This window comes from Anaerococcus porci, assembly GCF_034090325.1.
GTDB lineage: Bacteria > Bacillota > Clostridia > Tissierellales > Peptoniphilaceae > Anaerococcus > Anaerococcus porci.
Map to the genome: position 1 here is coordinate 1 of NZ_JAXDSU010000089.1, position 26486 is coordinate 26486.

The 26486-nt window shown below is 27.0% G+C and carries 31 protein-coding genes; 30 read left to right on the top strand and 1 reads right to left on the bottom strand.

Features of this window, described 5'->3' with window-relative positions; genetic code table 11:
• Positions 1 to 745: 745 nt before the first annotated feature.
• Both SOR60_RS09145 and SOR60_RS09150 read left to right on the top strand, forming a co-directional pair.
• A complete protein-coding gene (locus SOR60_RS09145) occupies positions 746 to 1447 on the top strand; it encodes an ATP-binding cassette domain-containing protein (RefSeq protein WP_320595771.1) in 702 nt (233 codons plus the stop codon).
• Positions 1425 to 1625, top strand: a complete 201-nt coding sequence (locus tag SOR60_RS09150) for a hypothetical protein (RefSeq protein ID WP_154538867.1) — start codon at positions 1425 to 1427, stop codon at positions 1623 to 1625. The genes SOR60_RS09145 and SOR60_RS09150 overlap by 23 nt, the downstream gene beginning before the upstream one ends.
• A gap of 91 nt (positions 1626 to 1716) precedes the next feature.
• Here the strand turns inward: SOR60_RS09150 and SOR60_RS09155 are convergent, their stop codons facing one another.
• Positions 1717 to 2883, bottom strand: a complete 1167-nt coding sequence (locus SOR60_RS09155; protein WP_320595772.1) for a nucleotidyltransferase family protein — start codon at positions 2881 to 2883, stop codon at positions 1717 to 1719.
• A gap of 142 nt (positions 2884 to 3025) precedes the next feature.
• Between SOR60_RS09155 and efp the strand changes: the two genes are divergently transcribed.
• The 28 genes from efp to SOR60_RS09295 form a co-directional block, all read left to right on the top strand.
• Positions 3026 to 3583 carry an elongation factor P gene (gene efp, locus SOR60_RS09160; protein WP_176269291.1) on the top strand — a complete coding sequence of 186 codons (558 nt, stop codon included), beginning with the start codon at positions 3026 to 3028 and terminating at the stop codon, positions 3581 to 3583.
• Between the two features lie 23 nt (positions 3584 to 3606).
• Positions 3607 to 3921, top strand: a complete 315-nt coding sequence (locus SOR60_RS09165; protein ID WP_154538864.1) for an Asp23/Gls24 family envelope stress response protein — start codon at positions 3607 to 3609, stop codon at positions 3919 to 3921.
• A complete protein-coding gene (nusB, locus tag SOR60_RS09170; RefSeq protein ID WP_154538863.1) occupies positions 3921 to 4310 on the top strand; it encodes a transcription antitermination factor NusB in 390 nt (129 codons plus the stop codon). The genes SOR60_RS09165 and nusB overlap by 1 nt, the downstream gene beginning before the upstream one ends.
• A 2-nt stretch (positions 4311 to 4312) precedes the next feature.
• Positions 4313 to 5494, top strand: a complete 1182-nt coding sequence (gene xseA, locus SOR60_RS09175) for an exodeoxyribonuclease VII large subunit (RefSeq protein ID WP_320595773.1) — start codon at positions 4313 to 4315, stop codon at positions 5492 to 5494.
• Positions 5487 to 5678 carry an exodeoxyribonuclease VII small subunit gene (xseB, locus tag SOR60_RS09180; RefSeq protein WP_154538861.1) on the top strand — a complete coding sequence of 64 codons (192 nt, stop codon included), beginning with the start codon at positions 5487 to 5489 and terminating at the stop codon, positions 5676 to 5678. Before xseA ends, xseB begins: the two co-directional genes overlap by 8 nt.
• Complete coding sequence (locus SOR60_RS09185; protein WP_320595774.1) at positions 5671 to 6504, top strand: polyprenyl synthetase family protein; 834 nt, start codon at positions 5671 to 5673, stop codon at positions 6502 to 6504. Before xseB ends, SOR60_RS09185 begins: the two co-directional genes overlap by 8 nt.
• Positions 6501 to 6953: an arginine repressor gene (locus SOR60_RS09190; protein WP_154538859.1), complete on the top strand. Its 453-nt coding sequence runs from the start codon at positions 6501 to 6503 to the stop codon at positions 6951 to 6953. The genes SOR60_RS09185 and SOR60_RS09190 overlap by 4 nt, the downstream gene beginning before the upstream one ends.
• The gene (recN, locus tag SOR60_RS09195) at positions 6954 to 8642 is read left to right on the top strand and encodes a DNA repair protein RecN (RefSeq protein ID WP_320595775.1); all 1689 of its coding nucleotides are present in this window, start codon (positions 6954 to 6956) and stop codon (positions 8640 to 8642) included.
• A gap of 4 nt (positions 8643 to 8646) precedes the next feature.
• The gene (locus SOR60_RS09200; protein WP_154538858.1) at positions 8647 to 9186 is read left to right on the top strand and encodes an NUDIX hydrolase; all 540 of its coding nucleotides are present in this window, start codon (positions 8647 to 8649) and stop codon (positions 9184 to 9186) included.
• Positions 9176 to 9889: a segregation and condensation protein A gene (locus SOR60_RS09205; protein ID WP_154538857.1), complete on the top strand. Its 714-nt coding sequence runs from the start codon at positions 9176 to 9178 to the stop codon at positions 9887 to 9889. Before SOR60_RS09200 ends, SOR60_RS09205 begins: the two co-directional genes overlap by 11 nt.
• Positions 9889 to 10422, top strand: coding sequence for an SMC-Scp complex subunit ScpB (scpB, locus tag SOR60_RS09210; RefSeq protein ID WP_154538856.1), 534 nt, complete (start codon positions 9889 to 9891; stop codon positions 10420 to 10422). The genes SOR60_RS09205 and scpB overlap by 1 nt, the downstream gene beginning before the upstream one ends.
• Positions 10409 to 11098 (top strand): pseudouridine synthase, encoded by a 690-nt coding sequence (locus SOR60_RS09215; protein ID WP_320595776.1) that lies wholly within the window; start codon positions 10409 to 10411, stop codon positions 11096 to 11098. The genes scpB and SOR60_RS09215 overlap by 14 nt, the downstream gene beginning before the upstream one ends.
• 8 nt (positions 11099 to 11106) lie before the next feature.
• Positions 11107 to 12327 carry a BaiN/RdsA family NAD(P)/FAD-dependent oxidoreductase gene (locus SOR60_RS09220; protein WP_320595777.1) on the top strand — a complete coding sequence of 407 codons (1221 nt, stop codon included), beginning with the start codon at positions 11107 to 11109 and terminating at the stop codon, positions 12325 to 12327.
• Positions 12320 to 12970 (top strand): (d)CMP kinase, encoded by a 651-nt coding sequence (gene cmk / locus SOR60_RS09225; RefSeq protein ID WP_320595778.1) that lies wholly within the window; start codon positions 12320 to 12322, stop codon positions 12968 to 12970. The genes SOR60_RS09220 and cmk overlap by 8 nt, the downstream gene beginning before the upstream one ends.
• On the top strand, positions 12960 to 13559 hold the full coding sequence (locus SOR60_RS09230) for a lysophospholipid acyltransferase family protein (RefSeq protein ID WP_154538852.1): 600 nt from the start codon (positions 12960 to 12962) through the stop codon (positions 13557 to 13559). The genes cmk and SOR60_RS09230 overlap by 11 nt, the downstream gene beginning before the upstream one ends.
• A complete protein-coding gene (locus SOR60_RS09235; RefSeq protein WP_320595779.1) occupies positions 13556 to 15631 on the top strand; it encodes a bifunctional 4-hydroxy-3-methylbut-2-enyl diphosphate reductase/30S ribosomal protein S1 in 2076 nt (691 codons plus the stop codon). The genes SOR60_RS09230 and SOR60_RS09235 overlap by 4 nt, the downstream gene beginning before the upstream one ends.
• Positions 15632 to 15701: 70 nt before the next feature.
• Complete coding sequence (miaB, locus tag SOR60_RS09240; protein WP_320595780.1) at positions 15702 to 17057, top strand: tRNA (N6-isopentenyl adenosine(37)-C2)-methylthiotransferase MiaB; 1356 nt, start codon at positions 15702 to 15704, stop codon at positions 17055 to 17057.
• A 17-nt stretch (positions 17058 to 17074) separates the two neighbouring features.
• A complete protein-coding gene (locus tag SOR60_RS09245; RefSeq protein ID WP_154538849.1) occupies positions 17075 to 18052 on the top strand; it encodes a V0D/AC39 family V-type ATPase subunit in 978 nt (325 codons plus the stop codon).
• Between the two features lie 3 nt (positions 18053 to 18055).
• A complete protein-coding gene (locus SOR60_RS09250; protein ID WP_154538848.1) occupies positions 18056 to 18928 on the top strand; it encodes a V-type ATP synthase subunit I domain-containing protein in 873 nt (290 codons plus the stop codon).
• 12 nt (positions 18929 to 18940) lie between these two features.
• A complete protein-coding gene (locus SOR60_RS09255; RefSeq protein WP_320595781.1) occupies positions 18941 to 20359 on the top strand; it encodes a V-type ATP synthase subunit I in 1419 nt (472 codons plus the stop codon).
• Between the two features lie 10 nt (positions 20360 to 20369).
• Entirely contained in the window at positions 20370 to 20795 is a 426-nt protein-coding gene (locus SOR60_RS09260) for an ATP synthase subunit C (protein WP_154538846.1), read from the top strand.
• A 1-nt stretch (position 20796) separates the two neighbouring features.
• Positions 20797 to 21033 (top strand): V-type ATP synthase subunit F, encoded by a 237-nt coding sequence (locus tag SOR60_RS09265; protein ID WP_154538845.1) that lies wholly within the window; start codon positions 20797 to 20799, stop codon positions 21031 to 21033.
• 13 nt (positions 21034 to 21046) lie between these two features.
• Positions 21047 to 21325 carry a hypothetical protein gene (locus SOR60_RS09270; protein WP_320595782.1) on the top strand — a complete coding sequence of 93 codons (279 nt, stop codon included), beginning with the start codon at positions 21047 to 21049 and terminating at the stop codon, positions 21323 to 21325.
• Between the two features lie 162 nt (positions 21326 to 21487).
• Positions 21488 to 21667 carry a hypothetical protein gene (locus SOR60_RS09275; protein ID WP_320595783.1) on the top strand — a complete coding sequence of 60 codons (180 nt, stop codon included), beginning with the start codon at positions 21488 to 21490 and terminating at the stop codon, positions 21665 to 21667.
• Complete coding sequence (locus SOR60_RS09280) at positions 21651 to 23402, top strand: V-type ATP synthase subunit A (RefSeq protein WP_154538843.1); 1752 nt, start codon at positions 21651 to 21653, stop codon at positions 23400 to 23402. The genes SOR60_RS09275 and SOR60_RS09280 overlap by 17 nt, the downstream gene beginning before the upstream one ends.
• Complete coding sequence (locus tag SOR60_RS09285; RefSeq protein ID WP_320595784.1) at positions 23399 to 24778, top strand: V-type ATP synthase subunit B; 1380 nt, start codon at positions 23399 to 23401, stop codon at positions 24776 to 24778. Before SOR60_RS09280 ends, SOR60_RS09285 begins: the two co-directional genes overlap by 4 nt.
• The gene (locus tag SOR60_RS09290) at positions 24765 to 25391 is read left to right on the top strand and encodes a V-type ATP synthase subunit D (RefSeq protein WP_154538841.1); all 627 of its coding nucleotides are present in this window, start codon (positions 24765 to 24767) and stop codon (positions 25389 to 25391) included. Before SOR60_RS09285 ends, SOR60_RS09290 begins: the two co-directional genes overlap by 14 nt.
• Positions 25392 to 26274: 883 nt before the next feature.
• On the top strand, positions 26275 to 26486 hold a 212-nt coding region (locus SOR60_RS09295), incomplete at its 3' end, for a hypothetical protein (protein ID WP_320595785.1).

The following is a 26486-nucleotide window of genomic DNA, read 5'->3' on the forward strand; positions in this document are numbered from 1 at the left end:
AAAGATAAATATATAAAGGAAAAATCAAGGAATCAAGATCATGATTAAAGAATATATTTTTAAAAATAAAAAATCTCTTATAATATCTCTAATTACTAGTTGGTTTGCTATATGTTTTTTTAGTATTCTTCTTTAAACCTATCCAATATTACAAGACTTATGTTAGATGGGGAATTTATAGAATCTACATATTATATAGGGATATCTATCTCTTTTTTTCTAATTTATCTTTTGTGTATGTATATAAGTCAAAAATATGCTAATGATTTCACTATAAACATTAGTGATGATATAAGAGTAGATTATTATATGAAATCTTTATATAAGATGGAAACTTCAAAATATAAATTTGATACTAGCTATTATATAAATATTATTGATAAAGATGTAGATCAATTTAGATTAAATTATTTATTAAATTTAGTTTACTCATGTATGTATCTTGGTCAAGTTTTAATATTTTTGTTTTTTTGGTAAGAATACATGTAGCAATAATGTTAACAGCTATATTTGTATCCTTTATTCCTTTATTTGTAGGAAAAATTTTTGCAAAAAAAATTAATTTTTTACAAATGGAATATTCTAATAATAATGAGATTTATTTGAATAAATTATATGAATCTTTAGATGGATATTTACAAATAAAACAATCAAAAAATAGCAAATCATTTGTAGATTTTTTTCTAAAAGTGATAAAAAAGTATTAGAATCAATTAAAAAATTGAATATAAGTAAAAGAATGTTAATGGAAACAATGACTACTTTAAGTGGGATAACTTTAATTATTAATGTATCTATATGTTCTTTACTTATTTCTTTTAATAGTTTAGATTCAACTATGATACTTTCTGCAATTACAATTGTGTCAACATCATCAAATGCTATAGCAGATGGATTCAGACACTTTGTAGAACTTAATGCATCTAAAAGCATAAAAAATAAGATATTTTCTGGGATAATCAAAAGTGAAAATGTAAAATCTAAAAAAATAATTACACCAAAGCAAGAAATTACTATAAATAATTTAAGTTTCAAATATAAAAAAACACTAGTTTTTTCTGACCTTAATTTTAAATTTGATAAATACAAGTCATATGCTATTATAGGTTCTAGTGACTCAGGGAAATCAACTCCTGCAAAGATATTAATGAAAATAGAAAAAGATTATAGTGGTAATATATTTTTTGAAAATATACCATTAAAGCAATTTAAAGAAGAAGATATATATGATTTAATATATTATATACCTCAAGATAATTTTATACTTAAGGATAGTTTATATAACAATATAAGTATGTATAAAGATATAGATGTAAGTCTTTATAATAAAGTTATAGATTTAGTTGGATTAAAAATTTTATCTAATAAGGTCAAAAATAATATTCTTAATAAGAATACTATTTCTGGAGGAGAAAAGAATAGAATTGGCAAGAGATTTAGTAAATAAGGTAAAGATAATAATCTTTGATGAACCAACTTCAGGATTAGACCCAAAATCAGCACAAGTAATCGAAAATCTGATTTTTATCTTAAATGATTTAACAAGAATAGTAATAACGCATAATCAAGATGAAAATTATCTTGAAAGACTTGATGGAATATTAAATATTGAGAATTTCAAGTAAAAAATTAAGAATTTTATAAAAATATTATAATAGACTCTATAATAACTTGTAGTTTTGTAGAAACAAATTATTATAGAGTCTTATTTTATTTTCATTCAGTGATTTTTATATGTCTAGTAAAATCATAGTTTAATTCTCTACCTATGATAAGAGAGTATAGATTAGAAGAATCAACCATTTTATCATAGATTTTTTTATTATCTAAATTTAAAGAGTTGGCATCTTTTTTTCTAATTACAAAATTTATATTTTTATTTTTTAATAAAACTTTAGAATCTTCGCTAAAGGATAGGACTTTTAAAAAGTTAATGTTTATATTATTCAACTCTGTAAAATTATCTAAGCAATAGTTTAAAATTAGTCTTCTAATTCTAGATTTTGTAAATCTTTGACTTATTGCTTTTTCTAAAAAGTCTTTATAATTGTTATTATTTTCAGCTAGTTTTCTTAGCAGATTATCTATTCCATTTTCATAACATAGACACTTATTCATTGGAGCTTTTTCTACAAGAATTTTATATCTAAAAATATTATATATATAATCATCTTTTGGAAAATTTTTATATTCATTTTTAAAAGCAAGGATTTTTTCATAAGAATATTTAGGTAAGTATGTATTTATATTTTCATTTTCTATATTATTTCTTATAGATGTTGATGATGAGAAAATATCTTTTCCTAAAGATAAATCTCTATTGTTTGCTCCAATTCTTTTTATTGCTATAGGCTTTATATTTGAGTTTATTTTTTTGATAGCCCTTATATATTCTAGGGCAAGAATATTATTGGATGTTAAAAATAAAGTATCATCTATTATTTCATTGCTTGCTAAGTAAGAAGCTTTTGTATATGAGTATCCGTTATCCATAAATTCCCTGATCTTGAAATTTATCTTATCTTCATTATCGATAATTTTATTAGCATAATCAAAAAATTGACTTTCTTCAATATTTTCAATTCCAAATGCTAAGTAGTCTATGTTAATCTTATTTAATAATTCTATATTTTTATAAGCAAAAAAGTTTGCAGATTGTAAACTTATAAATGTAGGCATTTCAACAATGAGGTCAGAATATTTAATTGCACAATTAGCTCTTTTATATTTATCAATAATACTTGCTTGACCTCTTTGGACAAAATCGCCACTCATTATACTTACAAGAATATCAGCTTGAGATATTTTTCTAGCTTCTTTTAATATGTATTCATGACCATTGTGAAATGGGTTAAATTCTGATATAATTCCTATTTTTTTCATTTTAATCACCACTTATATTATATCAGATTTATGTTTTACTATATGAAAAAATATAGGTTAATTTTACATAAATTTGCATATCAATTTAAAAAAGTTTCTATAAGTGGTATAATAAGATAAAAAGAGTCAATCAGGAGGAATTATGATATCAGCAAATGATTTAAGAAAAGGAATAACTTTTGAATATAATGGGGATGTTTATCAAGTAATAGATTTCCAACATGTTAAGCCAGGCAAGGGAGCAGCATTTGTAAGAGCTAAAATAAAATCTGTTATGCAAGGTGGAAATAAAGATGTAACATTTAATCCAAATGAAAAGTTTGAACAAGCTATAATAAGTACAAAAGATATGCAATATTTGTACAATGATGGTGAATTATATTATTTTATGGATCCAGAAACTTTTGAACAAATTCCAGTGGATCATGATGCAGTAGAAGAGGCTATATCATATATTAGAGAAAATGATACAGCAACAATGAGATTTTATAAGAATAAACCTTTTTCTATTGAAGCACCAAACTTTGTAGAGTTAAAAGTAGTTAAAACTGAGCCAGCAATAAAAGGTGATACAGCCACTAACGTTACAAAACCTGCAGAGGTTGAAACTGGAGCAATTATAAATGTACCAGTATTTGTTAATGAAGGTGACACTATTAAAATCGATACAAGAAATGGAGAATATTTATCTAGAGTTTAACTTTTAGGTAAAAAGGAGTAAAGATGGCTAGAGAGTTTAAATACGGTAGTGTAAAAATCGCTAATGAAACTATTGAAACAATAGCAAAAACCGCGGCAGAAGAAATAAATGGAGTTGTTGAATTAGAAGAACTCGATAGTAAAGAGCTTAAAAAAGCATCTAATATTTCAGTGTTTGAAGGCTTTGTAACTATAGATTTAAATTTAGTACTTAGGGCAGATGTTAATGTTAGAAAAACTATCAAACACGTTCAAGAAAATGTAAAAAGGCAAGTTGAAACTATGACAGGACTTCTTGTAAAAAGAGTTAATGTCCAAGTAAACAGTTTGAAGATATAATGAATAGAAAAAAACAAAGAGAATGGATTTTTAAGATAATATTTGAAAATCAAATAAATGAAGTAAGTAATATTAAAGATTCGTTTTATAATCATGAAATAGACTTAGGAGAAGATTCATTTTGCTACTTATCTTTAAAATCATATCTAGAAAATTATAACGATATAAATGAAATAATACTAAATCAAATTGGAAAGTCTTCTTTTAATAGATTATCTAAGGCTGATAAATCTATTTTGTTTTTAAGTATAAATGAAATTTTCTACTTAGAGATTCCAGTAAGTGTTTCTATAAATGAAGCTGTTAACTTATCAAAAAAATATTCTACAAGTGATGGATATAAATTTATTAACAGTGTACTTGGTAAAATTTCTAAAAAGAGATTATAGTTTTGAAGTCTTTAAGTGTAAAACAATTTAATCAGTATGTAAAGACATCTATTAAGCATGATCCTTTATTTCAAAATGTAAGTATTGAAGGGGAAATAGCTAATTTAAAAGTATCGCATGAGCATATTTTCTTTTCTTTAAAAGAGGATAATGATATAGTAGATTGTGCTATTTTTTTCTATAAAAATGAGGACTTTGAAAATATAAATAATGGAGATATGGTAGTAATAATTGGAAATCTTACTTATTCTACATACTCTTCAAGGTTAACTATTGCGATAAAAGATATTAAAGTTTCAGGTCTATCTGACGAATATTTACGTTTTTTAAAGCTAAAAGAAGATTTTTACAAAAAAGGTTATTTTGATTTAGATAGAAAAAAGAAAGTCAAAGATTATCCTAAAAATATTGGACTTATAACATCTAGTAAGTCGGCTGCAATAGTTGATTTTATTTCAGTAATAAATAAGGAAATGCAAGATATTGAGATTTTCCTTTATCCAGTAAAAGTTCAAGGAAGTAGTGCAAAAGATGAAATAATTAAAGCACTTAATAGACTTGAAGATATGGACTTAGACTGCATTGTACTAACTCGTGGTGGTGGTAGTAAGGAAGATTTAAAAGTTTTCAATGAAAAAGATTTAGTAGAGATGATTTATAATTTAAATACACCAATAGTTTCTGCTATTGGACATAAAATAGATAATTCACTTACAGATTTAGTAAGTGATATATCTTTACAAACTCCAACTGAGGCTGGCTCTTATCTTGTAAGAAATTATAAAAGACTTAGAGAAGATTTTAAAGATTCTTTTATTGAGATAAAAAAAGTTTTCTCGAGAAATTTAGAACTTAAAGAGATAGAAGTTTCATATTTAAAACAAAGCTTAGATTTATTTAGTCCTAACAGCCTTATCGAAAAGAAAAAAAATGAAATAGATATATCTTTTAAAAGCATAAAAGATATTTTAAACGATAGAATAGGACAGAAAGAGTCTTTGATTGAAAATTTAAATATAAAGCTTTCTTCAATCAAGGAAATATTAGATATAAGAAGAAAATCTATATCCATTAAAAGTTTAGATGGTTATGATATTTATTCTAAATTTTCTTTGAAAGATTATGATTTTGTTAAGATAGTTTTTAGTGATGGAGAAGTGAAAGCACAGATAAAATATGAATAATACATTTGAAGATAATTATAAAAAGATGAAGTCTTTACTTAATCAGCTTGAAGAAAATAAGGATAATTTAGACAAAAGTATAGACTTATACAAAGAAGCTATGGATATATATAATAATTTAAATAAGCAAATTGATGAGTATAAGGCTAAGATAAAAATTATAGATAGTGGTAATGATGAATAAAGAAGATTTTAAAACAATTTTAAAAAAAGATAAGAAAATAATTGATAGGGCATTTGAAGAAAAATTTAAGGATGATAATCCTTTAAACGAAGCCTTAAGGTATGCAACAGATTCGGGAAAAAGGATTAGACCAATACTATTTTTAGAATCCTATAAGATGCTAACTAAAAAAAGTTATCTAAATGATGAGATTATTGAAATGGCATTAAATATTGAAATGATACATGCTTATTCTCTAGTCCATGATGATCTTCCATCAATGGATGATGATGATCTAAGAAGAGGAAAGCCGACGGTTCATAAGAAGTTTGGTGAAGATATTGCAATTCTTATAGGTGATAGTTTATTAAATTTGGCTTTTGAAAATTCATTAAATTTGGCTAAAAATGGGCAACGTTTTCTAGATGCATCGCTTTATCTCTCAAAAGCTAGTGGAATAGATGGTATGATAAAAGGTCAGGTATATGACCTAAGAAGAAACTTGGAAATTGATTTATCCTATATATTAGAAGTTTATAAAAATAAAACTTCTAGATTATTTATGGCGGCGTGTGTCATGGCTGGATTATTAAATGGACTAAGTGAAGATAAATTAAAAGCTTTGGAAAATTACGCTTATTATTTAGGTTTATCATTTCAAATTCAGGATGATTTATTAGATAAGAATGAAAAAAATGAACTTAATATACTATCATGTAAATCGTTAGATGAAGCTAATAGCTTATTATTAGATTTTAACAATAAGGCTAAGGAAAATATTAATAAATTCAAAAATAATGATTTTCATATTTACTTAATTGATTATTTAACTGAGAGGACTAAATGAAAAAATATACTAGACAAAGATTAATTTTAGATATTATTCAGAATAACGAAGTAAAGACACAAAGTCAATTATCAAGATTGTTAAAGGAACAAGGTGTAGATGCTACTCAAGCAACAATTTCTAGAGATATCAAAGAGCTTAGGATTTCAAAAGTACAAACAGATGACTATGAATATAAATATACAGTGATTGATACTGTTTATGATTCTTTAAATGAGAGAATGGAAAAAATATTTAAAGAATCTGTTCTTGCTGTTGAAAGAAGTTATCAACTTGTAGTTATTAAAACTATATCTTATACAGCTACAGTTTGTGGACTTTATATAACTAATGCTAAGCTTGAAAATATAGGTGGAATTGTTACTGGTCTTGATACAATATTTATTACACCTAAAAATCTTGATGAAATAGACGAATTGATTGAAACTTTAAGAAGTATGGTGAAGTAGGTGTTAGCAGAGCTTTTTATAAATAATTTTGTTATTATCAAGAGAGATCATATATTCTTTGATAAGGGCTTTAATGTCATAACAGGAGAGACTGGCTCTGGAAAATCACTTATCTTAGATGCAATAAATATCGTATTAGGAAAGAGAGCTAATAAGGATATTATAGGGAAATTTGATAATAAAACAATTATAGAAGCTGTTTTTTTACTTGATGATAGGCTTATAAATATATTAGAGCAAATGGATGTTGTTTTTGATGATAATAAATTAATCATTACAAGAACAATAAGTGATAAGTCATCATCAATAAGGATAAATGGTAGGATTACTAATTTAAATCTTGTAAAAGATATGTCTAAATTTCTTATTGATATATATAAACAAGGTGATACAAATATATTTATGTATAAAAATAATTACCTGGACATAATTGATTCTTATAAAAATGATGCGGAAAGTAATAGTATTAGAAAAAAATTAGAATCCTTGTATATTGAAAAAAATAATTTTTTAAAAAAATATCAAGAATTTGATCTATCTCAAGAGGAAATATCAAGAGAAAAAGAATTGATTTCATATCAATTAGATGATATAGAGCAAGTTGACTTAAAAAACATTAATGAAGAGAAATTAGACCAAGAGTATAAGAGATTAAATTCAGTTACTGAGCTTATAGAATGCATAGAAAAATGCGAAGAGCACTTATCTTCATATGACTATGATAGTCCATCAATTAGTTCAATGCTTGCAAGTCTTTCATCGAGTCTTTCTTCTTTTTCGAATATTGATGATAATATAAAAGAAATAAACTCTAAAGTGGATGAGCTTATAGATTCTGTAAATGAAATATACTCTGAATTAGATTTTTATAAGGATAGCCTTGATCAAAACCCTGAAAGATTATATGAACTTGAGATGATAAATCAAAAAATATTTGATTTAAAGAGAAAATATGGTAATAATATAGAAGAAATCTTAACTTACAAAGATAAAATAAAAAGAAGATATGACGAACTTGATAAAATTGATAATTATAAAGATAAAATTTCAAATTCTATTAAAAATATAGATGAAAGTCTAAAAAGTATGGCAAAGAATTTGTCATATATTAGAAAAAATAAGGCTAAAGAACTCGAAGAAAAGATAATTATCGAAATCAAATCTCTTAATATAAAAAATGCTGATTTTAGGATAGATTTTAGTAAAAAGTTGAGAATTGACCCAAATGGTTTTGATAACATTGATTTTTTGATTAAAACTAACAAGGGAGAAGAGCTAAAAAGTTTGTCGAAAACTGCATCAGGTGGTGAAATATCAAGAATTGTTCTTGCTTTTAAAAAAGTTTTTTCTACATTTGACAATATAGATACTATGATTTTTGATGAGATAGATCAAGGTATAAGTGGAAGGACTGCTCAAATTGTAGGTGAGAAGATATTGGATTTATCCAAAGAAAGGCAAATTTTAGCCATAAGCCACCTTCCTCAAATAGCTTCTTTATCTAATAATCATATACTTATAGAAAAACATGACGAGAAATCTTTGACAATAAGCTCCTCTACAAATTTAAAAGGTGAAGAGAGAGTTAATGAGATAGCAAGACTTATAGGTGGAGTCGATATAACAGATAAAACAAAAGATTCTGCTAAGGAAATGCTAGATATGGCTGAGAGATTAAGAAAAGGATGATTTTATGGATAACTATGAAAAAACTATAAAAGTAGATAACATTTATGAAGGTAAAATACTATCATTAAGAGTAGAAACAGTTGAAATGCCAGATAAAAAATATTCAAAAAGAGAAATAGTAGACCACATGAAAGGTGTTGGGATTATTGCTTATGATGGGGAAGACTCACTTTATTTTGTACGACAATATAGAAAAGCAATAGATGAATTTAGCTTAGAAATACCTGCTGGCCTTGTAGAGTCTAATGAAAAACCAATTGAAACTGCAAAAAGAGAGCTTCAAGAAGAAATTGGATATAAACCTTTAGATATAGAATATCTTTTTGATATGCACGCATCTCCAGGATTTACAAATGATAAACTATCATTTTTTATAGCAAAAGACTTAGAAGAGTCTAAATTAGAACTTGATGAGGATGAATTTTTGGAAGTTGAAAGTATAAAAATTGAAGATGCTTACAATATGGTTATAAATTGTGAGATAACAGATGCTAAAACAATAATAGCAATAATGTATGCAAAAAAAATATTAGATGAAAGATAATAGTTTAAATATTGACTTAGAGGTCTATACAGGACCTTTTGATGTCTTATTAAGTCTAATTGAGAAACAAAAAGTTGATATTTATGATATTAAGATAGAAGATATTACAAACCCTTATATGGAAACTATTAAAAATATGGAAATTCCAATAGACCAATTAAGTGAGTTTATATATATATCTTCTATTTTGTTGTATATTAAATCATCAAAACTTATGCCAAAAGAGGGTAGTGATAAGGTAGAAGAAGATTTCCTTGAATATTTAATAGAATATAAAAAAATAAAAAGTGTTGAAGATGATATGAAAGTTCTTGAAAATAAAGGTCTTTTATATTATTACAAATTTCAAGAAGATTTGTCAAAATACAGTGAAAAAGAGGAGGTTATCAGCCAAGACGTAGAAATTCTTTCAAAAGAATTTAGAAAAATAATGGATAAATTTAAGGAAAAAAATAGACAAAAACCAGATATAATAAATACTATAAGAAAACTTGATGTAAATGATTATGTTCTTAAGGTTAGAAATACTTTAAAATTTACAAAAAAAATAAGACTTGAGTCCATAATTAATGAAATTAAATCTAAGGATGCATGTATAGGAACATTTTTAGCCTTATTAGAACTAGTTAAGACTAAGGAAATTTATTTAAAACAAGATTATGTAAATAAGTTTTTGATTTTAAAAAGGGAAGTTAATAGCTAATGGATAGAGAATATTTAAAAGGAATAATTGAAGAAATACTCTATATATGGGGAGAAGCGATTGATATAGACGACCTTGCTAAGATTATTGATGATTCAAAAAAATCTGAGATAAAAGATGCACTAAAAGATATGGAAAATGAGAGAAACATTAAGACTAGTGGACTACTTATAAGAAACTTCGATGGTAAATTTCAATTTTCAACAAGAAGTGAACATGAAAAATATATATCAAAGCTTGTAAAAAAATCAAGCAGTAAACTTTCTAACTCATCTCTTGAAACTTTATCAATTATTGCCTATAAACAACCTATAACAAGAGCGGAGATTGACAAAATTAGAGGACTTAATTCTCAATCAACTATTGATTCTCTTTTATCTAAGAATTTAATAAAAGAAAATGGAAGGCTTGATAAAATAGGTAAGCCAATTATATATGTAACTACTGAAAATTTCTTAAAACATTTTAATATAGAAAGTTTAGAAGAATTACCTAAGATAGATATTAAGGAAGAATCTGATGAGAATAAATAAATTTATTGCAAAATCTGGTATTTCTTCAAGAAGAAAGGCAGAAGAACTTGTAAAAAATGGACAAGTTTATATAAATGGTAAAGTGGTAGAAGATTTATCTTATATGGTAAAAGATAACGATGAAGTTGTAGTAAATGGAAAAATTTTAGAACTAAAAGATAAGTTTTACCTAAAATTAAATAAACCTATAGGTTATATTTCGTCAAATTTCGATCCATACAATAAAAAAGATTTAAATGATTTAATAGATATAGATGAAAGATTTTTTTGTGCAGGTAGGCTTGATAAAGACAGTCATGGTCTTATGCTTATAACAAATGATGGAGCTATAACAAATAAATTAATTCATCCAAGCAAAGTTATAGACAAAATATATATAGTTAAAGTGAATAAAAAACTTTCAGAAACTGAATTATCGAGTTTTAAAAATCCTATAAAATTATCTAGTAAGGAAATTACTTCAAAATCCGATATAGAATATTTGTCAGATAATACATATAAAGTTGTAATTCATCAAGGCTTTAACAGGCAAATTAGAAGAATGTTTGCATATTTTGGAGTGAAAGTATTAGATTTAAAAAGGATTAAAATTGGAAAAATAAAGCTGGGTAATCTAAAAAGCGGAGATTATGCCAAACTTAGCAATGAAGAGATTAATTATTTAAGGTGTTTGTAGGAATAGGTATGGAAAAAATAGGAATAATAGGTGCAGGGGCAAGTGGTGTATTTACTGCAATAAATGCAAAAACTGAAAATAACGAAATTACCTTAATTGAAAAAAATGATAAGATAGGTAAAAAACTTTTTATAACAGGCAAGGGTAGATGTAATATTACAAACGCCAAATTTTTTGATGAATTTTTAGAAAATATAGTGGTTAATAAGAAATTTATGTATTCATCATTTACAAACTTTGATAATTATGCCCTTATGGATTATATGGAAAAGAATAATCTAAAACTATCTATACAAAGAGGAGATAGGGTATTTCCAAAAAGTGAGAAGTCAAATGATGTTATAAAACTATTTGAAAAACAAATTAGAAAAAAAAATATAAACTTAAGACTTAATGAGAATGTAATAGATTTGTATAAAGATGATAAATTCAAGGTTAAGACAAGTCAAAGTACTTATGAATTTGATAAACTCGTTATAGCTACTGGAGGACTTTCATATCCTTTGACAGGTTCGACTGGAGACGGCTATAAGTTTGCTAAAAAATTTTCACATAAAATAATACATCAAGTTCCGGGATTATGTCCTATTATTTTTAAAGACAAAAACTTAAATGTATTAAATGGCATAAGTTTAAAAAATGTAAGTCTTAATATAGAAACAAATAGAGGGGATTTTAAAGAATTTGGTGATATGCTTTTTGCTAAAGACTTTATAACAGGTCCAATTGTATTAACACTCTCATCTTTAATTAATAGGAGTAGAGTAATTAGAATGTATATAGATCTTAAGCCTGCTTTAGATTTTGAAAAGATTGATAATAGACTTCTTAGAGAGTTTGATAAAAATCCTAATAAAGATATATCAAATATCCTAAAAAAATTACTTTTAAACGCCTTTATAGATATAATATTAGAAAGATCTGAAATAAATAATCGGATAAAGGCTAATCAAATTACAAAAGAAGAAAGACATAGATTAATTAAAGAAATCAAATTTTTTCACTTAAGCTTTGATGGACTAAAAGATATAAATTCCGCCATAATAACAAGCGGTGGGATTGACTGTAATGAAATTAATCCAAAAACTATGGAGTCCAAGTTAGTTCCAAATCTTTATTTTGTAGGCGAGGTAATTGATGTAGATTGTTTAACTGGAGGATATAATTTACAAGTGGCATTTTCCCAAGGATATGCTTGTGCAAATGATATAAGGAGGAAAAATGAATAATTATATAATTGCAATTGATGGACCTAGTGGATCTGGTAAGTCAACTATTGCAAATGAATTATCAAAAAAATTAGAAATATCTTATCTTAATACAGGCTCAATGTATAGAGCCCTTACTCTTTATTTTCTAGAAAACAATATTAAGAAAGATGAAAATATAAATAAATCATTACTCGAGAAAATAAATATTGATATAAAAAATAATAAAGTATATTTAAATAATAAAGATGTAAGCTTAGAAATAAGGGATAGCTTTGTAACAGAAAATGTATCTTGGGTATCTTCAATCATGGCTGTAAGGGAATATTTAGTAAAACTTCAACGAAAAATCGCCTCAAATAAGTCCATTATATTAGATGGAAGAGATATAGGTACAGTTGTATTTCCTAATGCAAAATACAAATTTTATCTTGATGCAAGTCCTGAAATAAGGGCTAGACGACGTTTTGAGCAAAAAGAGATAAACAAAAGTATAGATGAAATAAAAGACGATATTATAAAAAGAGATTACATTGATTCTCATCGAGAGATATCTCCTTTAAAAAAAGCAGATGATGCATATGTAATAGATTCTTCAAATTTAAGTATAGAAGAAGTAGTCAGTAAAATTATAAGTTATATGGATAAAGAAGATGTTTTATAGGTTTTTTTATATTTTAATAAAATTTATTATAATTCCTTTATATAGGATAAATGTTCATGGCATAGAAAATCTTCCAAAAGATAATAAATTTATAGTATGTGCTAATCACAAAAGCATGTTAGATCCCATCTTTGTTGCTGTATCATTAAATAGACAAATACACTTCTTAGCCAAAAAAGAACTTTTTAAAAATCCATTTTTGAGAAAATTTTTAGACTTGCTTGGGGCATATCCTGTTGAAAGGGATGGCAAGGATTTAGGGGTTTTAAGAAATTCTATTAAGGTATTGAAAAAAGGACAAATTTTAGGTATATTTCCTGAGGGTACTAGGGTAAAAGAAATAAAAAGAGAAAATGTGAAAGACGGAGCAGGCTTTATTGCTCTTAAATCAAATACAAATATATTACCAATAGAGATAATATCAGAATACAAAATATTAAAAAAAACTAACTTATATATAAAAAAACCTATAGAAATATCTGATTTTAAAGAACTTAAATCAAAAGATGCCATGAGCAAGATTATGGATGAAACTTATGAGAAAATATATGAAAATCATAATTTATTATACAAAAGGAAGGTTAAATGAAAGTAATAGTAGCTGAAAATTCGGGATTTTGTGGTGGAGTAAGAAGAAGTGTGGAACTTGCAAACAATGAAAGTAATAAAGAAAATAAGTCATATACACTAGGACCTTTAGTTCATAACCCAACTCAAGTTAAGATGCTAGAAGATAAGGGAGTAGAGGTAATTGATGAGAATAAGGCAAGAGAAATTTCAAATGCTAATATTATTATACGAAGTCATGGCATAAGTCAAAAACTTAAGGATGAGCTTAAAAAAAATTCAAACAATGTTGTTGATGCTACCTGTCCTGTATTAATAAATATATATAAGAAAATCAAAAGAAAAGAAGATGATGGATATCAAATAGTAATTGTTGGAGATAAGGAACATCCTGAAATAAAAGCTATGGCATCTTATGTAAATAATGGTATAATAGTAAAAGATGAGACTGAAGCAAAAAATATTACAAATATATCAAAACTATATGTTGTTAGTCAAACAACAAACAGAATTGATTTTTTTGAGAATATTGCTCATGAGTTAGAGAAGACGAATGATGATGTAGTAATAGAAAACACAATCTGCAACGCTACAAGACTTAGACAAGAAGCATGTCTTAGTCTTTCTAAGAAGGTTGATTGTATGATTGTTATCGGTGGTTTTAATAGTTCAAATACAAACAAACTTTATCAAATTGCACAAAAGTATTGTAAAAATGTTCTTAGAATTGAAACTGTTAAAGATCTACCTTTGCAAAAGCTCTCAAAATTTAATATAATAGGGGTAATCGCTGGTGCGTCCACACCAGATTCGGTTATCGAGGAGGTAGTAAATAGGATGGATGATTTAACAAATGAAGAATTAATGAACAGCATTGATGACAGTATGAAAAAAATATACCCAAGGGATGTTGTTACAGGTACAATTATTGATGTAAAAGATGATGAAGTTTTTGTCGACATTCAATATCGTGCAGATGGTATTGTAAAGCTTGATGAAATGACTGAAGAAGAAAGAGAAAATCCAAAAAATCATTTTGAAGTAGGTCAAGAAGTAGAAGTTTATGTTATTAAGCTTGATGATGGTGAGGGTAATGTAGCCTTATCTACAAGAAGAGTTGAAGGAATGAAAAACTGGAAGGCCCTTAGAGATGCGTACGAAAACAAAGAAACTGTTAAAGGTGATGTGGTAGGCTCTAACAAAGGCGGACTAACAGTTAAAGTTATGGGTATTAATGGCTTTGTTCCAGCAAGTCAAATAGCCCCATATTTTGTTAAAAACTTTAAAAAGTTTGTTGGGGAACATTGGGATCTTAAAATAATATCAATTGATGAAAGAAAGAATCGTTTAGTTCTTTCAAGAAAAGATATTGTTGAAGAGAAATTAGACGAACAATGGGATGAGCTTGAAGAAGGACAAGTAATTACAGGTAAAGTAGCAAGATTAACAGATTTTGGTGCATTTATAGAAATAGGAAGTCTTGATGGTTTACTTCATGTATCTGATATTGCTTGGACAAGGGTAGAGTATCCAAGAGATGTATTAAATATCGGTGATGATATAGAAGTTAAAATATTAAAATTAAACAAAGAAAAGAATAGAATTTCCCTTGGTAGAAAACAACTACTCGAAAAGCCATTTACAGAATTTGTAAATACACATGAAGTAGGAGATGTTATAACAGGTAAGGTGGTTAATTTATTAGACTTTGGTGCTTTTGTAGAAGTACAAGATGGAGTTGAAGGATTAATTCACGTATCTGAAATATCATGGGACCACGTTGAAAAACCATCTGATGAGTTAAATGTTGGAGATGAAGTTGAAGTTAAAATCTTAAGCATTGATCCAGAAGAAGAAAAAATTGGTTTATCAATCAAAGCTTTAAAAGAAGCTCCAGAAAGAAGTGAAAGAAAACCAAGAAGACGTGATAACAATGATAATAAAAACAGATTTAATGCAAAAGCTAAAAGAAAATCAGCTCAAAAGGAATCAAGTGATGACTTTGGGGATAATGATTTAAATAACAACATTGGATTTGCTATTGAAGAAATGCTATCAGGTATTGAGATTGATGAAGAATCTTCAGATGAATAATATTTGATAAAATACAATTGTACAAGAAAGAGGTGATTTTATCATCTCTTTTTTGCCTGTAAGGAGAAATATGCAATTAAAAACTAATGAAATTTATAAAGACCATTTTAAAGGCAAGACATATAATATAACTACTTTTGGGTGTCAGATGAATGAACATGATTCTGAAAGAATTTCATACTTATTGGAAGACATAGGATATAAAAAAACTGAAAATAGAGATGAAGCTGACTTAATTTTATTTAATACTTGTTTGGTTCGTGAAAATGCGGAATTGAAATTATATGGTCAAGTTGGGAGTTTAAAAAGATTAAAGGAAGAAAATCCAGAAAAAATTATTGTAGTATCAGGTTGTATGATGCAAACCAGTGTTGCAAGAGAAGTTATAGAAAAAAAACATAAAGAAGTTGATATAATCTTTGGTACTAAAAATATAAATTCTCTACCAGATTTATTATTTAGGTATTTAGAAAGCGGAGAAAGAGTCATAGATATATCTGAAGATAATGTTAAAGATGACTATGTAAATTACAACTCAAAAAATAATTTCCAAGCTTATGTAAATATAATGAGAGGCTGTGATAACTTCTGTTCATATTGTATTGTTCCACAATCAAGAGGAAGAGAAGAAAGTAGAAGACCTTCTCATATAATTGAAGAAATAGAAAATCTTGTGAGAGAAGGATATAAGGAAGTAACACTTCTTGGACAAAATGTAAACTCTTATGGAAATAAGTCCGATTTTAATGTGACTTTCCCTGAACTACTAGAAAAATGTGCTCAAATTGATGGTTTAAAAAGATTAAGATTCACAACAAGTCACCCAAAAGATTTATCAGATGATTTAATTAAAGTAATTAAAAAATATGATAATATTTGTAATTATTTTCACTTACCTATGCAAAGTGGGTCTAATAAAGTTCTTAAAGATATGAATAGAAAATATACAAAAGAGAAATACCTTGAAAGAGCATTAAAATTAAAAGAAGAAATACCAGGTATATCTATATCTACGGATATAATTGTGGGCTATCCTACAGAAGATGAAGAAGATTTTATAGAAACACTTGATGTATGTAAGAAAGTTGGTTTTGATTCAGCATTTACCTTTAAATACTCGCCTAGACCAAACACTAAGGCAAGTAAGCTTACACCAATAAACGATATGATTGTCCAAGATAGGTTTGACAGACTACTTGATACCTTATATCCTATTTTTAATGAGAAAAATAAAGAATACTTAGGAAAAACAGTTGAAGTTCTTCTTGAGTCTGAAAGTAAGAATAACAGAGAAGTGCTGACCGGTAGGACAGATACCTTTAAATTAGTTCATGTTAAGGCTGATAATAGCCTTATAGGAAAATTTGTAAAGGTAAAGATTACAGATCACACATCATTTACTATATCTGGAGATTTAATAAGCTAGATAGAAAGAAGGAGAACATGAAGTCTTATGTAGTTAAAGCAAAGGCAAAACTAGGTAAATTACCGGATAAGACCATTAGAAGAGATTTATTATACGAAGATGATACAGATAGAAAACTTGATATTATCAAATCATTTTATCCGGAAATATCTTCTTTAACAAGTAAAAGTGATTTAGAAATCGGTCTTGAAAATCATTTATACGATAACCTTTATTCTTTTTTGAAATTTATAAAGGGTGAAGAAAAAGAATTTTTCATTAAATATATTTCTAGATATGAAATTTCAATTCTACAGCTTATAATACAAGCTTTGCTAAATAATCATATAAAAGATAGCTTGGAAATTATAAAAGAAAATAAGTTTTCAAAAGCCTTTGATATAAAAGAAGACTATGATTTTGAAGATTTTGTTTTAAAAAGTAACAATACTAGATATTATAGGAGCTTATTCCCATTTTTAAATGAAAATGTGGATAGAAGCTCATTAATATTTTTGTCTTCAAATTCTTTGAATAAATTCTATTATAGGGACCTCTTAGAAGAAATTTCTAAATTTTCTAAAAATGAAAGAGATGAGTTAAGAGACTTTATAGGAAAAAAAATAGATATATTTAATATAGAGATGCTTTATAGACTTATAAGATTCTTTGATATAAATAGTAATGAAATGTTTAACTATTTAATTGAAGGAGGTAAATATCTTAAGTCTGATGACTTGATAAAATTATCTAATATGAATTTAATTAATTTCAAAGATTTTATAATAGGAAGTCAATATAAAGATTTATTTTTAACTAGTAAAACTTTTTATAAGGCAAAAGAAGATTATTTATCAAAACTTTCAAAAAAATTAGCTAATTCTAAATATGATTTATTAAAACTAATCTATATTGTTGATATGATAGACATATCTAATAGAAATCTAATTAGTCTTTTGGAACTTGACGAAAGTTTTGATAAAGATGAGAAGAAAAAATATATAATAGAGAGGTGAATTATGGCTGTAGAAAAAATGCATCTAGTCAATATAATGGCAAGGTTAGATAATCTAGATAGTTTTTTAGAAGATTTAATAGAAATTGATGAATTTGACCAAGTTGATGCTTTAAGACAGATTCAAAATAGGGAATTTTCAATAACTTCAAATGAAGCAAATATTGAAAAAACTGAAGATTTCAATAATATTGAATCTTTTGAAAAATTAGACCCTAATTTTTTAAAGAAACTTGAAGATATGAAAGAGTTTCTTAACTTAAAAGATTCTACTCATGGGAAAAAAATTGATAATGAAAAACTTGAATATCTTTATAATATATTAGATGAAAAGATTAATGAAAAGAAAAAGTTAGAAGAAAGAAATATAAAACTTGAAGAATACATTAGAAATTTAAGAGCATTAGAAAATGAAGATATTGATATAAATAAGGTACAAAAACTTAATTATTTTTCGTATAGACTTGGTGAAGTAAGCAAGGACGGTAGATTTATATTAAAAAATAATTATGAATCAATACCATCATTAATTATTCACTTAAAAGAAAATGATCCTGATATTGAAATAAATAAGCAGGCTCTTGGAGATATCTATAATATTGATAAAGAAACTAAAAAACTTAGGGATGATACGGATAAAATTTTAGAAAATGAGAAGGCCAATGTTAATAAAATCAGCATAGAACTTAATGAGGAGTATGATAAAAAGACAAAAAATGATTCGTCTAAATTGTATGATGATATTCTAAGTAAGGCAAATGTAGAATCTAAAAATATAGAAGAATTTTATAAACAACAAAAGTCTGAAACTGAAAAAATTTATAAAGATAAGAAAGATAGCATTATAAAAGACTTCTTCCAAAAGATAATTAAATAGAAAGGAGGTTATATGAAATTATTAGAAAAATTAGGTTTTAAAGATAAATATAAAAATAGTCCAAAAAGTAAGAATATAGATCAGTCAAATGAGGATTATCTTTTAGTATATCCTAAAAATGTTGAGGATGAAGTAAATAGAACAATATCTTCCTTGGGTTTTATTGATAAAGAGATAGAAAATGGGACAGATATGGAAAGTCTTAGAAAAGAGTATGAAGAGAATAAAAGGAAACTAAAAGAATTAGATAAGAGCCTCAGTAAGATAAAAAATGATAATTTAGCTGATTTGGAAAATATCCCAAAAACAATAGATTATTATAAAAAATCTTCAAAACTTAAAGAAAAGATGCTTAGAGGAAATAAATATTTTTACCTTTCAGGCTGGGTTCCTGAATCAAAATTTAAGATATTAAAAGATACAGTCGATAAGTATGAAGACAGCTTGATCGACCAAAAAAAAAATAAGGAAACAATAGCCAATCCACCTACTAAGCTGAAGAATAATAAAATATTTAAGCCATTTGAATTTTTAGTAAATATGTATGGTGCTCCAAATTATAATGAAGTAGATCCTACAGGATTTTTTGCCATTACATATATGCTTTTATATGGAATGATGTTCGGTGATCTAGGACAAGGTTTAGTTTTTATATTAGCTAGCTTCTTTATAGGAAAGAAAAATGAAGTTTTTGGTCAACTTATTAGAAGGATTGGAATATCAGCATCAATTTTTGGTCTTATGTATGGTTCATTCTTTGGAATTGAAACTTTGATACCAACTCTGCTTATAAAACCATTTGATAATATAATAAAAGTTTTAGCAGCATCTGTAGGATTTGGTATTATTTTATTAATAATATCATATCTTATCGGAATATATAATAAGTTAGTCAAACAAAAAGATTTAGAAGAGGGTATTTTTGGTAAAGAGGGAATAGCAGGACTCATAATGATGATATCATTTATTATGATAATACTTAATATAGTAAATATTAATCCACTACCAATGACAATATCATTAATACTTTTAATCTTATCTATAGTTATGATGATATTTAAGCAACCTATCACTAGAATATTACTTAGTGTTAGTCCTTTATATGATCAATCAGGTTCAGATTATTACGTAGAAAGTTCTTTTTCTATAATAGAAGCACTTTTATCAGTATTTTCAAATCTTGTTTCTTTTACAAGGGTTGGAGCCTTTGCGATAAACCACGTAGGTTTATATATGGCATTTGAAGTTATTAGTAAGCTTGTCGGTGGAGGCTTTATAGGAATAATTATATTGATTTTAGGTAATATTCTAATCATAGGTCTAGAGGGAATGATAGTATTTATCCAAGGCTTAAGGCTTGAATTTTACGAAATGTTTAGTAAATATTACAAGGGAGATGGACATAAATTTAGTCCAATAAGTAAATTATAAGGGGAAAAATATGATTTTAGTAACAATTTTAGCACTTTTATGTGTAACAATGACAATTTATTCAGGTTTATACTTAATGAAAAACAATGAGGACCCATCAAAGGAAAAAATAAAAAAAGCCTTAAAAATTAATTTATCAACATTTGTTCCAATCATGGTTATGATTTTAGTCTTGATTTTACCAGATGGAGTTAAGGCTGCAGCAAATGGAAATGAAGCAATGGCTGCAAGTGGTCTTAAATATATAGGTGCTGCTTTATCAACAGGTCTTGCAACTATAGGAACTGGATATGCTGTAGGTCAAGTAGGTTCAGCCGCTTTAGGAGCTATTTCAGAAGATGCATCTATTTTGGGTAGAACAATAATCTTTGTTGGACTTGCTGAAGGTATCGCTATCTTTGGTGTAATTATTTCTATATTAATTCTTTACGCATAAAATGAAAGCAAATATTATAACTAAGGATATGTCACTACTTCTAGGGTTTAGACTCGGAGGTATAGATGGCTGCCTTATCGACAAAAATGATCAAATATTAAAAAATTTCAATCAATATTCTAGAAATAAGGAAACAGCATTAATAATATTTTCAAAAGATTGTTATGAACTTATTAAAGATGAGGTTGAATCTTTTAGACAAATCAAGGACAAACCCTTGATAGTAGTTTTAGATTAGTAAGGAATATAATATGCTAGATTTAAGTTCAAAGATATCAAGCTTTAGAAAGATGGTTTGGTCTAATGAAAAGAAAAAAAGCGAAAAACAGCTTTATAATTCTACAGAAAATTCATCTAAAGCTTTAAGTGAAATAAAAATAAAGCTAGAAAATGAATATAATAAGTACATGGAAAAAAGAGAAGAATTTGCTAATTCAAGAAAAAATGAAAAAATAGCAAATATATCTCAGCACGAAAAAACACTTTATAATAAATTTAAGGAAGAACTCTTAAATAAACTAATTGATTAAATTAGATTAGAGCTTATTGACTATAGTAAAAGTGATGAATACAAAGAAAAATTAAAAATAGAGGCTACAAAAATATTTGAAAGCTTATCTAAGGATGATGATTCTCTGATTTTAGCGGTTAGAGAATCTGACAAAGAACTATTTGATTTTGATACCGAAACTATGGATGATAGTAAGATTGGTGGCTTTATTATAAGAAATAAAGATTTTACCTATCAATATAATTTTTCTTTAGAAAAGAAACTAGACAATTATAAGTATGAAATTGGTAGCGAATTTTATAAAGAAATTGCTGAAAATTTCAAAAAAGAAATGGAGGAATTATATGACTCCAAGAATTAAATCTATAAATGGACCTGTAATAGTAGCAAAAGATGCTAGTAAACTTAAAGTTAGAGAAATGGTTAATGTAGGTTCTTTAAAACTTATAGGTGAAGTAGTATCTATAGATGGCAATATGGGTGTAATACAAGTTTATGAAGATAGTTCAGGTCTTAAGGTAGGTGATGAAATAGTCCCTACACATAGACCTTTATCAGTAAGGCTTGGACCTGGTATGATTGGAAATATGTTTGATGGTATTCAAAGACCATTAGATAGGATTGCTGCAAAAAATGGAGCTTTTATTCCTTCTGGTTTAGGTTTATCAAATCTTGATGAAGAAAAACTGTGGGATATAAAAATCAAAGTCAAAATAGGCGACTTAATTAAAATAGGCGATATTTATGCAACTTGTAAAGAAAGTCCAATAATAGAGCATAGAATAATGTCAAATGTTAATGGTGAAGTTATAGAGATATCAGATGATGGTTTTTATAAACTAGAAGATACTATTGTAAAGGTTAAAACAAATGACGGTATAGAAGAATTAAAACTTTATCAATATTGGCCTGTAAGAGTTCAAAGACCTGTTAAAGAGTCAAAAGCTTTAAATAAGCTTTTAGTGACAGGACAAAGAGTTTTAGATATTTTCTTTCCAGTTGCAAAGGGAGGAACTGTAGCAATTCCAGGAGGATTTGGTACAGGAAAAACAATGCTTCAACACCAATTGGCCCAATATTCAGACGCTGATATAATTATATATATAGGTTGTGGTGAACGTGGAAATGAAATGACCCAAGTACTTGAAGACTTTCCAGATCTAATAGATCCAAATACTGGAAGAGGTCTAATGGAAAGGACTATTCTTATAGCAAATACCTCAAATATGCCAGTAGCAGCAAGAGAGGCTAGTATTTATACTGGAATAACCATGGCGGAATATTTTAGGGATATGGGCTATGATGTAGCTCTTATGGCAGATTCAACATCAAGATGGGCAGAGGCCTTAAGAGAAATATCTGCAAGACTTGAAGAAATTCCCGCTGAAGAGGGATACCCAGCTTATCTAGGTTCAAGACTTTCTCAATTTTATGAAAGGGCAGGAGATTTTATAAATTTAAATGGTAGTGAGGGCTCAGTTACTCTAATTGGTGCTGTATCTCCAACAGGAGGAGATTTCTCGGAGCCAGTAACTGAAAATACAAAAAGAAGTGTAAATGTATTTTTAGGTCTGGATAAAAATCTTGCTTACTCAAGACACTACCCTGCTATAAATTGGCTTACTTCTTATTCTAATTACCTTGACCAAATGGGAGATTATTATGAAAACTTGACAGGTGAAGATATTATAGGGTTAAGAAATAGGATGATGACAATACTTACTGAAGAAGATAAGCTTCAATCTATAGTAATGCTTGTTGGAAAAGATGCTTTAAGTGATAAGCAAAAAAATCTATTAGATGTGGCAAGTATTATAAAAATTGCCTATCTTCAACAAAATGCTTTTAATGATATAGATAAGTATGTGCCATTAGAAAAGCAAGTTTTAATGCTAAAGGCTATAGAAGCTTATTATAACTATTCCCTTGAAGCTATTGATAGGGGAATATCTTATAAGGACATTTACAATAAAGACTTAATTTCAGAGCTTAATGGCATGAAATATAATATTAAAAATGATGAAACAGATAAATTTATTGAGTTAAATAACAATATCCGTTCTTATTTTCAAAGTCTAAAAGAGGGTGAACTATGATAAAAGAATATACAAGAATTAAAAAAATAGAAGCATCAATTATAGAGTTAGAAAAAGTTTCAGATATTGCTTATAGTGCTGTGGTAAAGATAAATACACTTGGTCAAGAATTTATAGGACAAGTTGTAAAAATAGATGAAGACACAGTAACAGTTGAAGTTTTTGGTGATACTCAAAATTTCTCAATTTATGATATAGTTGTTGAATTTAATGAAAAACCCTTAGAGATTCCATTAAATGAGTCAATATTAGGCAGAACTTTTAATGGTGTAGCAAGACCAATTGATAATGGTGGAGAAATCTACTCTGATAAGTTTTATTCTGTAGAAGGTAAACCTTTAAATCCTGTAACAAGACAATATCCAAGAAATTTTATCCAAACAGGTATATCATCAATTGATATACTAACAACATTAATACGTGGTCAAAAACTACCTATATTTTCAGGATCTGGAATGCCACATAACGAAATAGCTGCCCAAATTGTACGACAAGCAAAACTTAAGACCGATGAAGACTTTTGTTTTGTATTTGCGGCAATGGGGATAAAAAAGGATGAAGCAATGTTCTTTGATGATGCCTTTACCAAGGCAGGTGTAAAAAACAAGGTAGTTATGTATGAAAATCTTGCGGATGATCCAATAATGGAAAGACTTATAACACCAAAATGTGCTCTAACAGCTGCAGAATACTTAGCATTTGAAAAAAATAAACATGTTTTAGTAATAATAACTGATATTACATCATATGCAGAAGCTTTACGTGAAGTGTCATCTATTAGGCAAGAGGTGCCATCACGTAAGGGTTATCCAGGATATCTTTACTCAGATTTAGCCTCTTTATATGAAAGAGCTGGTATGATAAAAGGGATAAATGGATCAGTAACCTTAATCCCTATACTAACTATGCCAAATGACGATATAACCCATCCTATTCCAGATTTGACTGGATATATCACAGAAGGTCAAATTGTAGTAGATAGGGGACTTAATCAAAAAGGGATATATCCTCCAATAAATGTTCTTCCATCTTTATCAAGACTTATGAAAGATGGGATAGGAGAAGGATATACAAGGGATGATCATGATGATTTGATGAATCAGTTATATGAATCTTATTCTAAGGTTCAAGAAATTAGAAATATTTCACAAATAGTTGGTGAGGATGATCTTTCAGATGTTGATAAGAAATTTTTGGAATTTGGTAAGGTATTTGAAAATAAGTTCTTAAGCCAAGATCAATATGAAAATAGGTCTATAGAAGAATCATTAGATTTAGGTTGGGATATTCTTAAAATACTTCCTCTAGATCAACTTCATAGAGTAAGTGATAAAAATAAAGCAAAATTCTTGGGTGGAAATAATGACAGAGACTAAGCTTGCACCAACCAAAGCCAATCTAATGAAAGCTAAAGCCCAGCTTGACCTTATCAATGAGGGCTATGATATTTTAGATAAGAAGAGAAAGGCTCTTATTAGTCAGTATAATGCTAAAATTGATCAAAGAAACGAGTTGAATGATATAGTAAATTCATCAATTAAAGATGTAAAAAAAGCAATTAAAAAAGCAAGTGCAACTATAGGGGAGGATAAGCTTAAATCAATAGCTTTATCAGTACCATTAGATAATTCAATATCTTTAATAAATAGAAAATTTATGCAAACGAAAATTTATGAGATAAGTTTTGAAGAAAAAAAGCTTGATTTATCTTATTCATTAAGTTTAACAAACTCTTTATTTGACCTAGCCTTAATTTCATTAAATGAATTAAAGAGTAAGGTGTATAAGTTAGCTGAGCTTGATACAACTATTAATAATCTTGATAAAGAGATTAAAAAAACCTCAAAAAAGGTTAATAGTCTTGAAAAAGTTCAAATACCAAATTATAACAAAACAATTAAATCTATTTCTAGTCAAATTGAAGAAAAAGAAAGAGAAGAATTTTCTAAAACAAAAATGATAAAAGATAGAAAAGTTGATAATAAGTAAGTCTTATGCAAACGTCTTGTTTACATAAGACTTTTTTACATTATGGATAAATAAGAAAAGTACATGAACAATATCAAAAATTAGTAATAGGTGCTAGCATAAATTCTATAATATTATAGATAAAAAGTGGTAAAATAATTGCCTGAAAAATGATATTGATATAGAATAAATATATAATATAATTTGAAAGGGAAAAGCTTAAATTCAGCTAATTATGATGGTATATAATAATTAAAAATGATTAAAATAAAGCTAGTTCCATTCCAAAATCCTTCCAAGGATTTAAAAAAAACGTAGTTTTTATCAAAACGTCTTTTACAAATTTAATTGTAAAGGGCGCGTTTTTTATATAGAGTTGTTGTAGGCAAATTTTAATATAGAAATTCTTGTATGAATTTTGAATTAAAATTTATCGTAAATATTTTCAATTATTTTTAATAGATTTATTTTTAAAATATACTTTTATTTAATTTAGAAATATTATTCAAATTGACAATATATATAATGTAGACATAATTAGGATTGCGAAAGGATAAATTTATATGAAAAAGAAAATAATAACACCAGCATTACTCCTATTATTAGGACTATTAGCAGTACCCCAAGCACACGCACAAGAGTGCAAAGCTAACGACTTAATTAATCAATCACAAAAATATTAATTACACAATTCAATCGAAACACAAAAGACTTAGACTCTATAAAAGCTAAAAAAATGATGTTAAAGAAAACTCAGATGAAATAATACCATCCACCCTATCTAAGCCATCAAAAGAAGAAAAGAACGATGACAAAAAAAGAAGAAAAACCAAAAGAGCTTCCACTAGGTGAATATGAACTAATAGAAAAAGCCGAATCCATAAAAAACAGATGATACAGTATTATGTCAAAGCCATTCTACTTTAACATACTCGGCAATAAGACAGGCTCTGAATGTGCTTCATATCAATATGAAAAAAAACATCCAGACATAATCTCAGTAGAAAACGTAGAAGAAAACAATGAATTCAAAATCAAAATAACCTTAGGAAATATACATCAAAAAGGACAACTAGAATTAGTCAAAATAGGAAAACTTCTTACAGGAACAACAAC

What these genes read in the sequence shown, in the direction of transcription:
- SOR60_RS09145 (WP_320595771.1), top strand. Translation starts at nt 746, where the DNA reads ATGGAAACAATGACTACTTTAAGTGGGATAACTTTAATTATTAATGTA.
- SOR60_RS09155 (WP_320595772.1), bottom strand. Translation starts at nt 2,883, where the DNA reads ATGAAAAAAATAGGAATTATATCAGAATTTAACCCATTTCACAATGGT.
- efp (WP_176269291.1), top strand. Translation starts at nt 3,026, where the DNA reads ATGATATCAGCAAATGATTTAAGAAAAGGAATAACTTTTGAATATAAT.
- SOR60_RS09165 (WP_154538864.1), top strand. Translation starts at nt 3,607, where the DNA reads ATGGCTAGAGAGTTTAAATACGGTAGTGTAAAAATCGCTAATGAAACT.
- nusB (WP_154538863.1), top strand. Translation starts at nt 3,921, where the DNA reads ATGAATAGAAAAAAACAAAGAGAATGGATTTTTAAGATAATATTTGAA.
- xseB (WP_154538861.1), top strand. Translation starts at nt 5,487, where the DNA reads ATGAATAATACATTTGAAGATAATTATAAAAAGATGAAGTCTTTACTT.
- SOR60_RS09185 (WP_320595774.1), top strand. Translation starts at nt 5,671, where the DNA reads ATGAATAAAGAAGATTTTAAAACAATTTTAAAAAAAGATAAGAAAATA.
- SOR60_RS09190 (WP_154538859.1), top strand. Translation starts at nt 6,501, where the DNA reads ATGAAAAAATATACTAGACAAAGATTAATTTTAGATATTATTCAGAAT.
- SOR60_RS09200 (WP_154538858.1), top strand. Translation starts at nt 8,647, where the DNA reads ATGGATAACTATGAAAAAACTATAAAAGTAGATAACATTTATGAAGGT.
- SOR60_RS09205 (WP_154538857.1), top strand. Translation starts at nt 9,176, where the DNA reads ATGAAAGATAATAGTTTAAATATTGACTTAGAGGTCTATACAGGACCT.
- scpB (WP_154538856.1), top strand. Translation starts at nt 9,889, where the DNA reads ATGGATAGAGAATATTTAAAAGGAATAATTGAAGAAATACTCTATATA.
- SOR60_RS09215 (WP_320595776.1), top strand. Translation starts at nt 10,409, where the DNA reads ATGAGAATAAATAAATTTATTGCAAAATCTGGTATTTCTTCAAGAAGA.
- SOR60_RS09220 (WP_320595777.1), top strand. Translation starts at nt 11,107, where the DNA reads ATGGAAAAAATAGGAATAATAGGTGCAGGGGCAAGTGGTGTATTTACT.
- cmk (WP_320595778.1), top strand. Translation starts at nt 12,320, where the DNA reads ATGAATAATTATATAATTGCAATTGATGGACCTAGTGGATCTGGTAAG.
- SOR60_RS09230 (WP_154538852.1), top strand. Translation starts at nt 12,960, where the DNA reads ATGTTTTATAGGTTTTTTTATATTTTAATAAAATTTATTATAATTCCT.
- SOR60_RS09235 (WP_320595779.1), top strand. Translation starts at nt 13,556, where the DNA reads ATGAAAGTAATAGTAGCTGAAAATTCGGGATTTTGTGGTGGAGTAAGA.
- miaB (WP_320595780.1), top strand. Translation starts at nt 15,702, where the DNA reads ATGCAATTAAAAACTAATGAAATTTATAAAGACCATTTTAAAGGCAAG.
- SOR60_RS09245 (WP_154538849.1), top strand. Translation starts at nt 17,075, where the DNA reads ATGAAGTCTTATGTAGTTAAAGCAAAGGCAAAACTAGGTAAATTACCG.
- SOR60_RS09250 (WP_154538848.1), top strand. Translation starts at nt 18,056, where the DNA reads ATGGCTGTAGAAAAAATGCATCTAGTCAATATAATGGCAAGGTTAGAT.
- SOR60_RS09255 (WP_320595781.1), top strand. Translation starts at nt 18,941, where the DNA reads ATGAAATTATTAGAAAAATTAGGTTTTAAAGATAAATATAAAAATAGT.
- SOR60_RS09260 (WP_154538846.1), top strand. Translation starts at nt 20,370, where the DNA reads ATGATTTTAGTAACAATTTTAGCACTTTTATGTGTAACAATGACAATT.
- SOR60_RS09265 (WP_154538845.1), top strand. Translation starts at nt 20,797, where the DNA reads ATGAAAGCAAATATTATAACTAAGGATATGTCACTACTTCTAGGGTTT.
- SOR60_RS09270 (WP_320595782.1), top strand. Translation starts at nt 21,047, where the DNA reads ATGCTAGATTTAAGTTCAAAGATATCAAGCTTTAGAAAGATGGTTTGG.
- SOR60_RS09275 (WP_320595783.1), top strand. Translation starts at nt 21,488, where the DNA reads ATGGATGATAGTAAGATTGGTGGCTTTATTATAAGAAATAAAGATTTT.
- SOR60_RS09280 (WP_154538843.1), top strand. Translation starts at nt 21,651, where the DNA reads ATGACTCCAAGAATTAAATCTATAAATGGACCTGTAATAGTAGCAAAA.
- SOR60_RS09285 (WP_320595784.1), top strand. Translation starts at nt 23,399, where the DNA reads ATGATAAAAGAATATACAAGAATTAAAAAAATAGAAGCATCAATTATA.
- SOR60_RS09290 (WP_154538841.1), top strand. Translation starts at nt 24,765, where the DNA reads ATGACAGAGACTAAGCTTGCACCAACCAAAGCCAATCTAATGAAAGCT.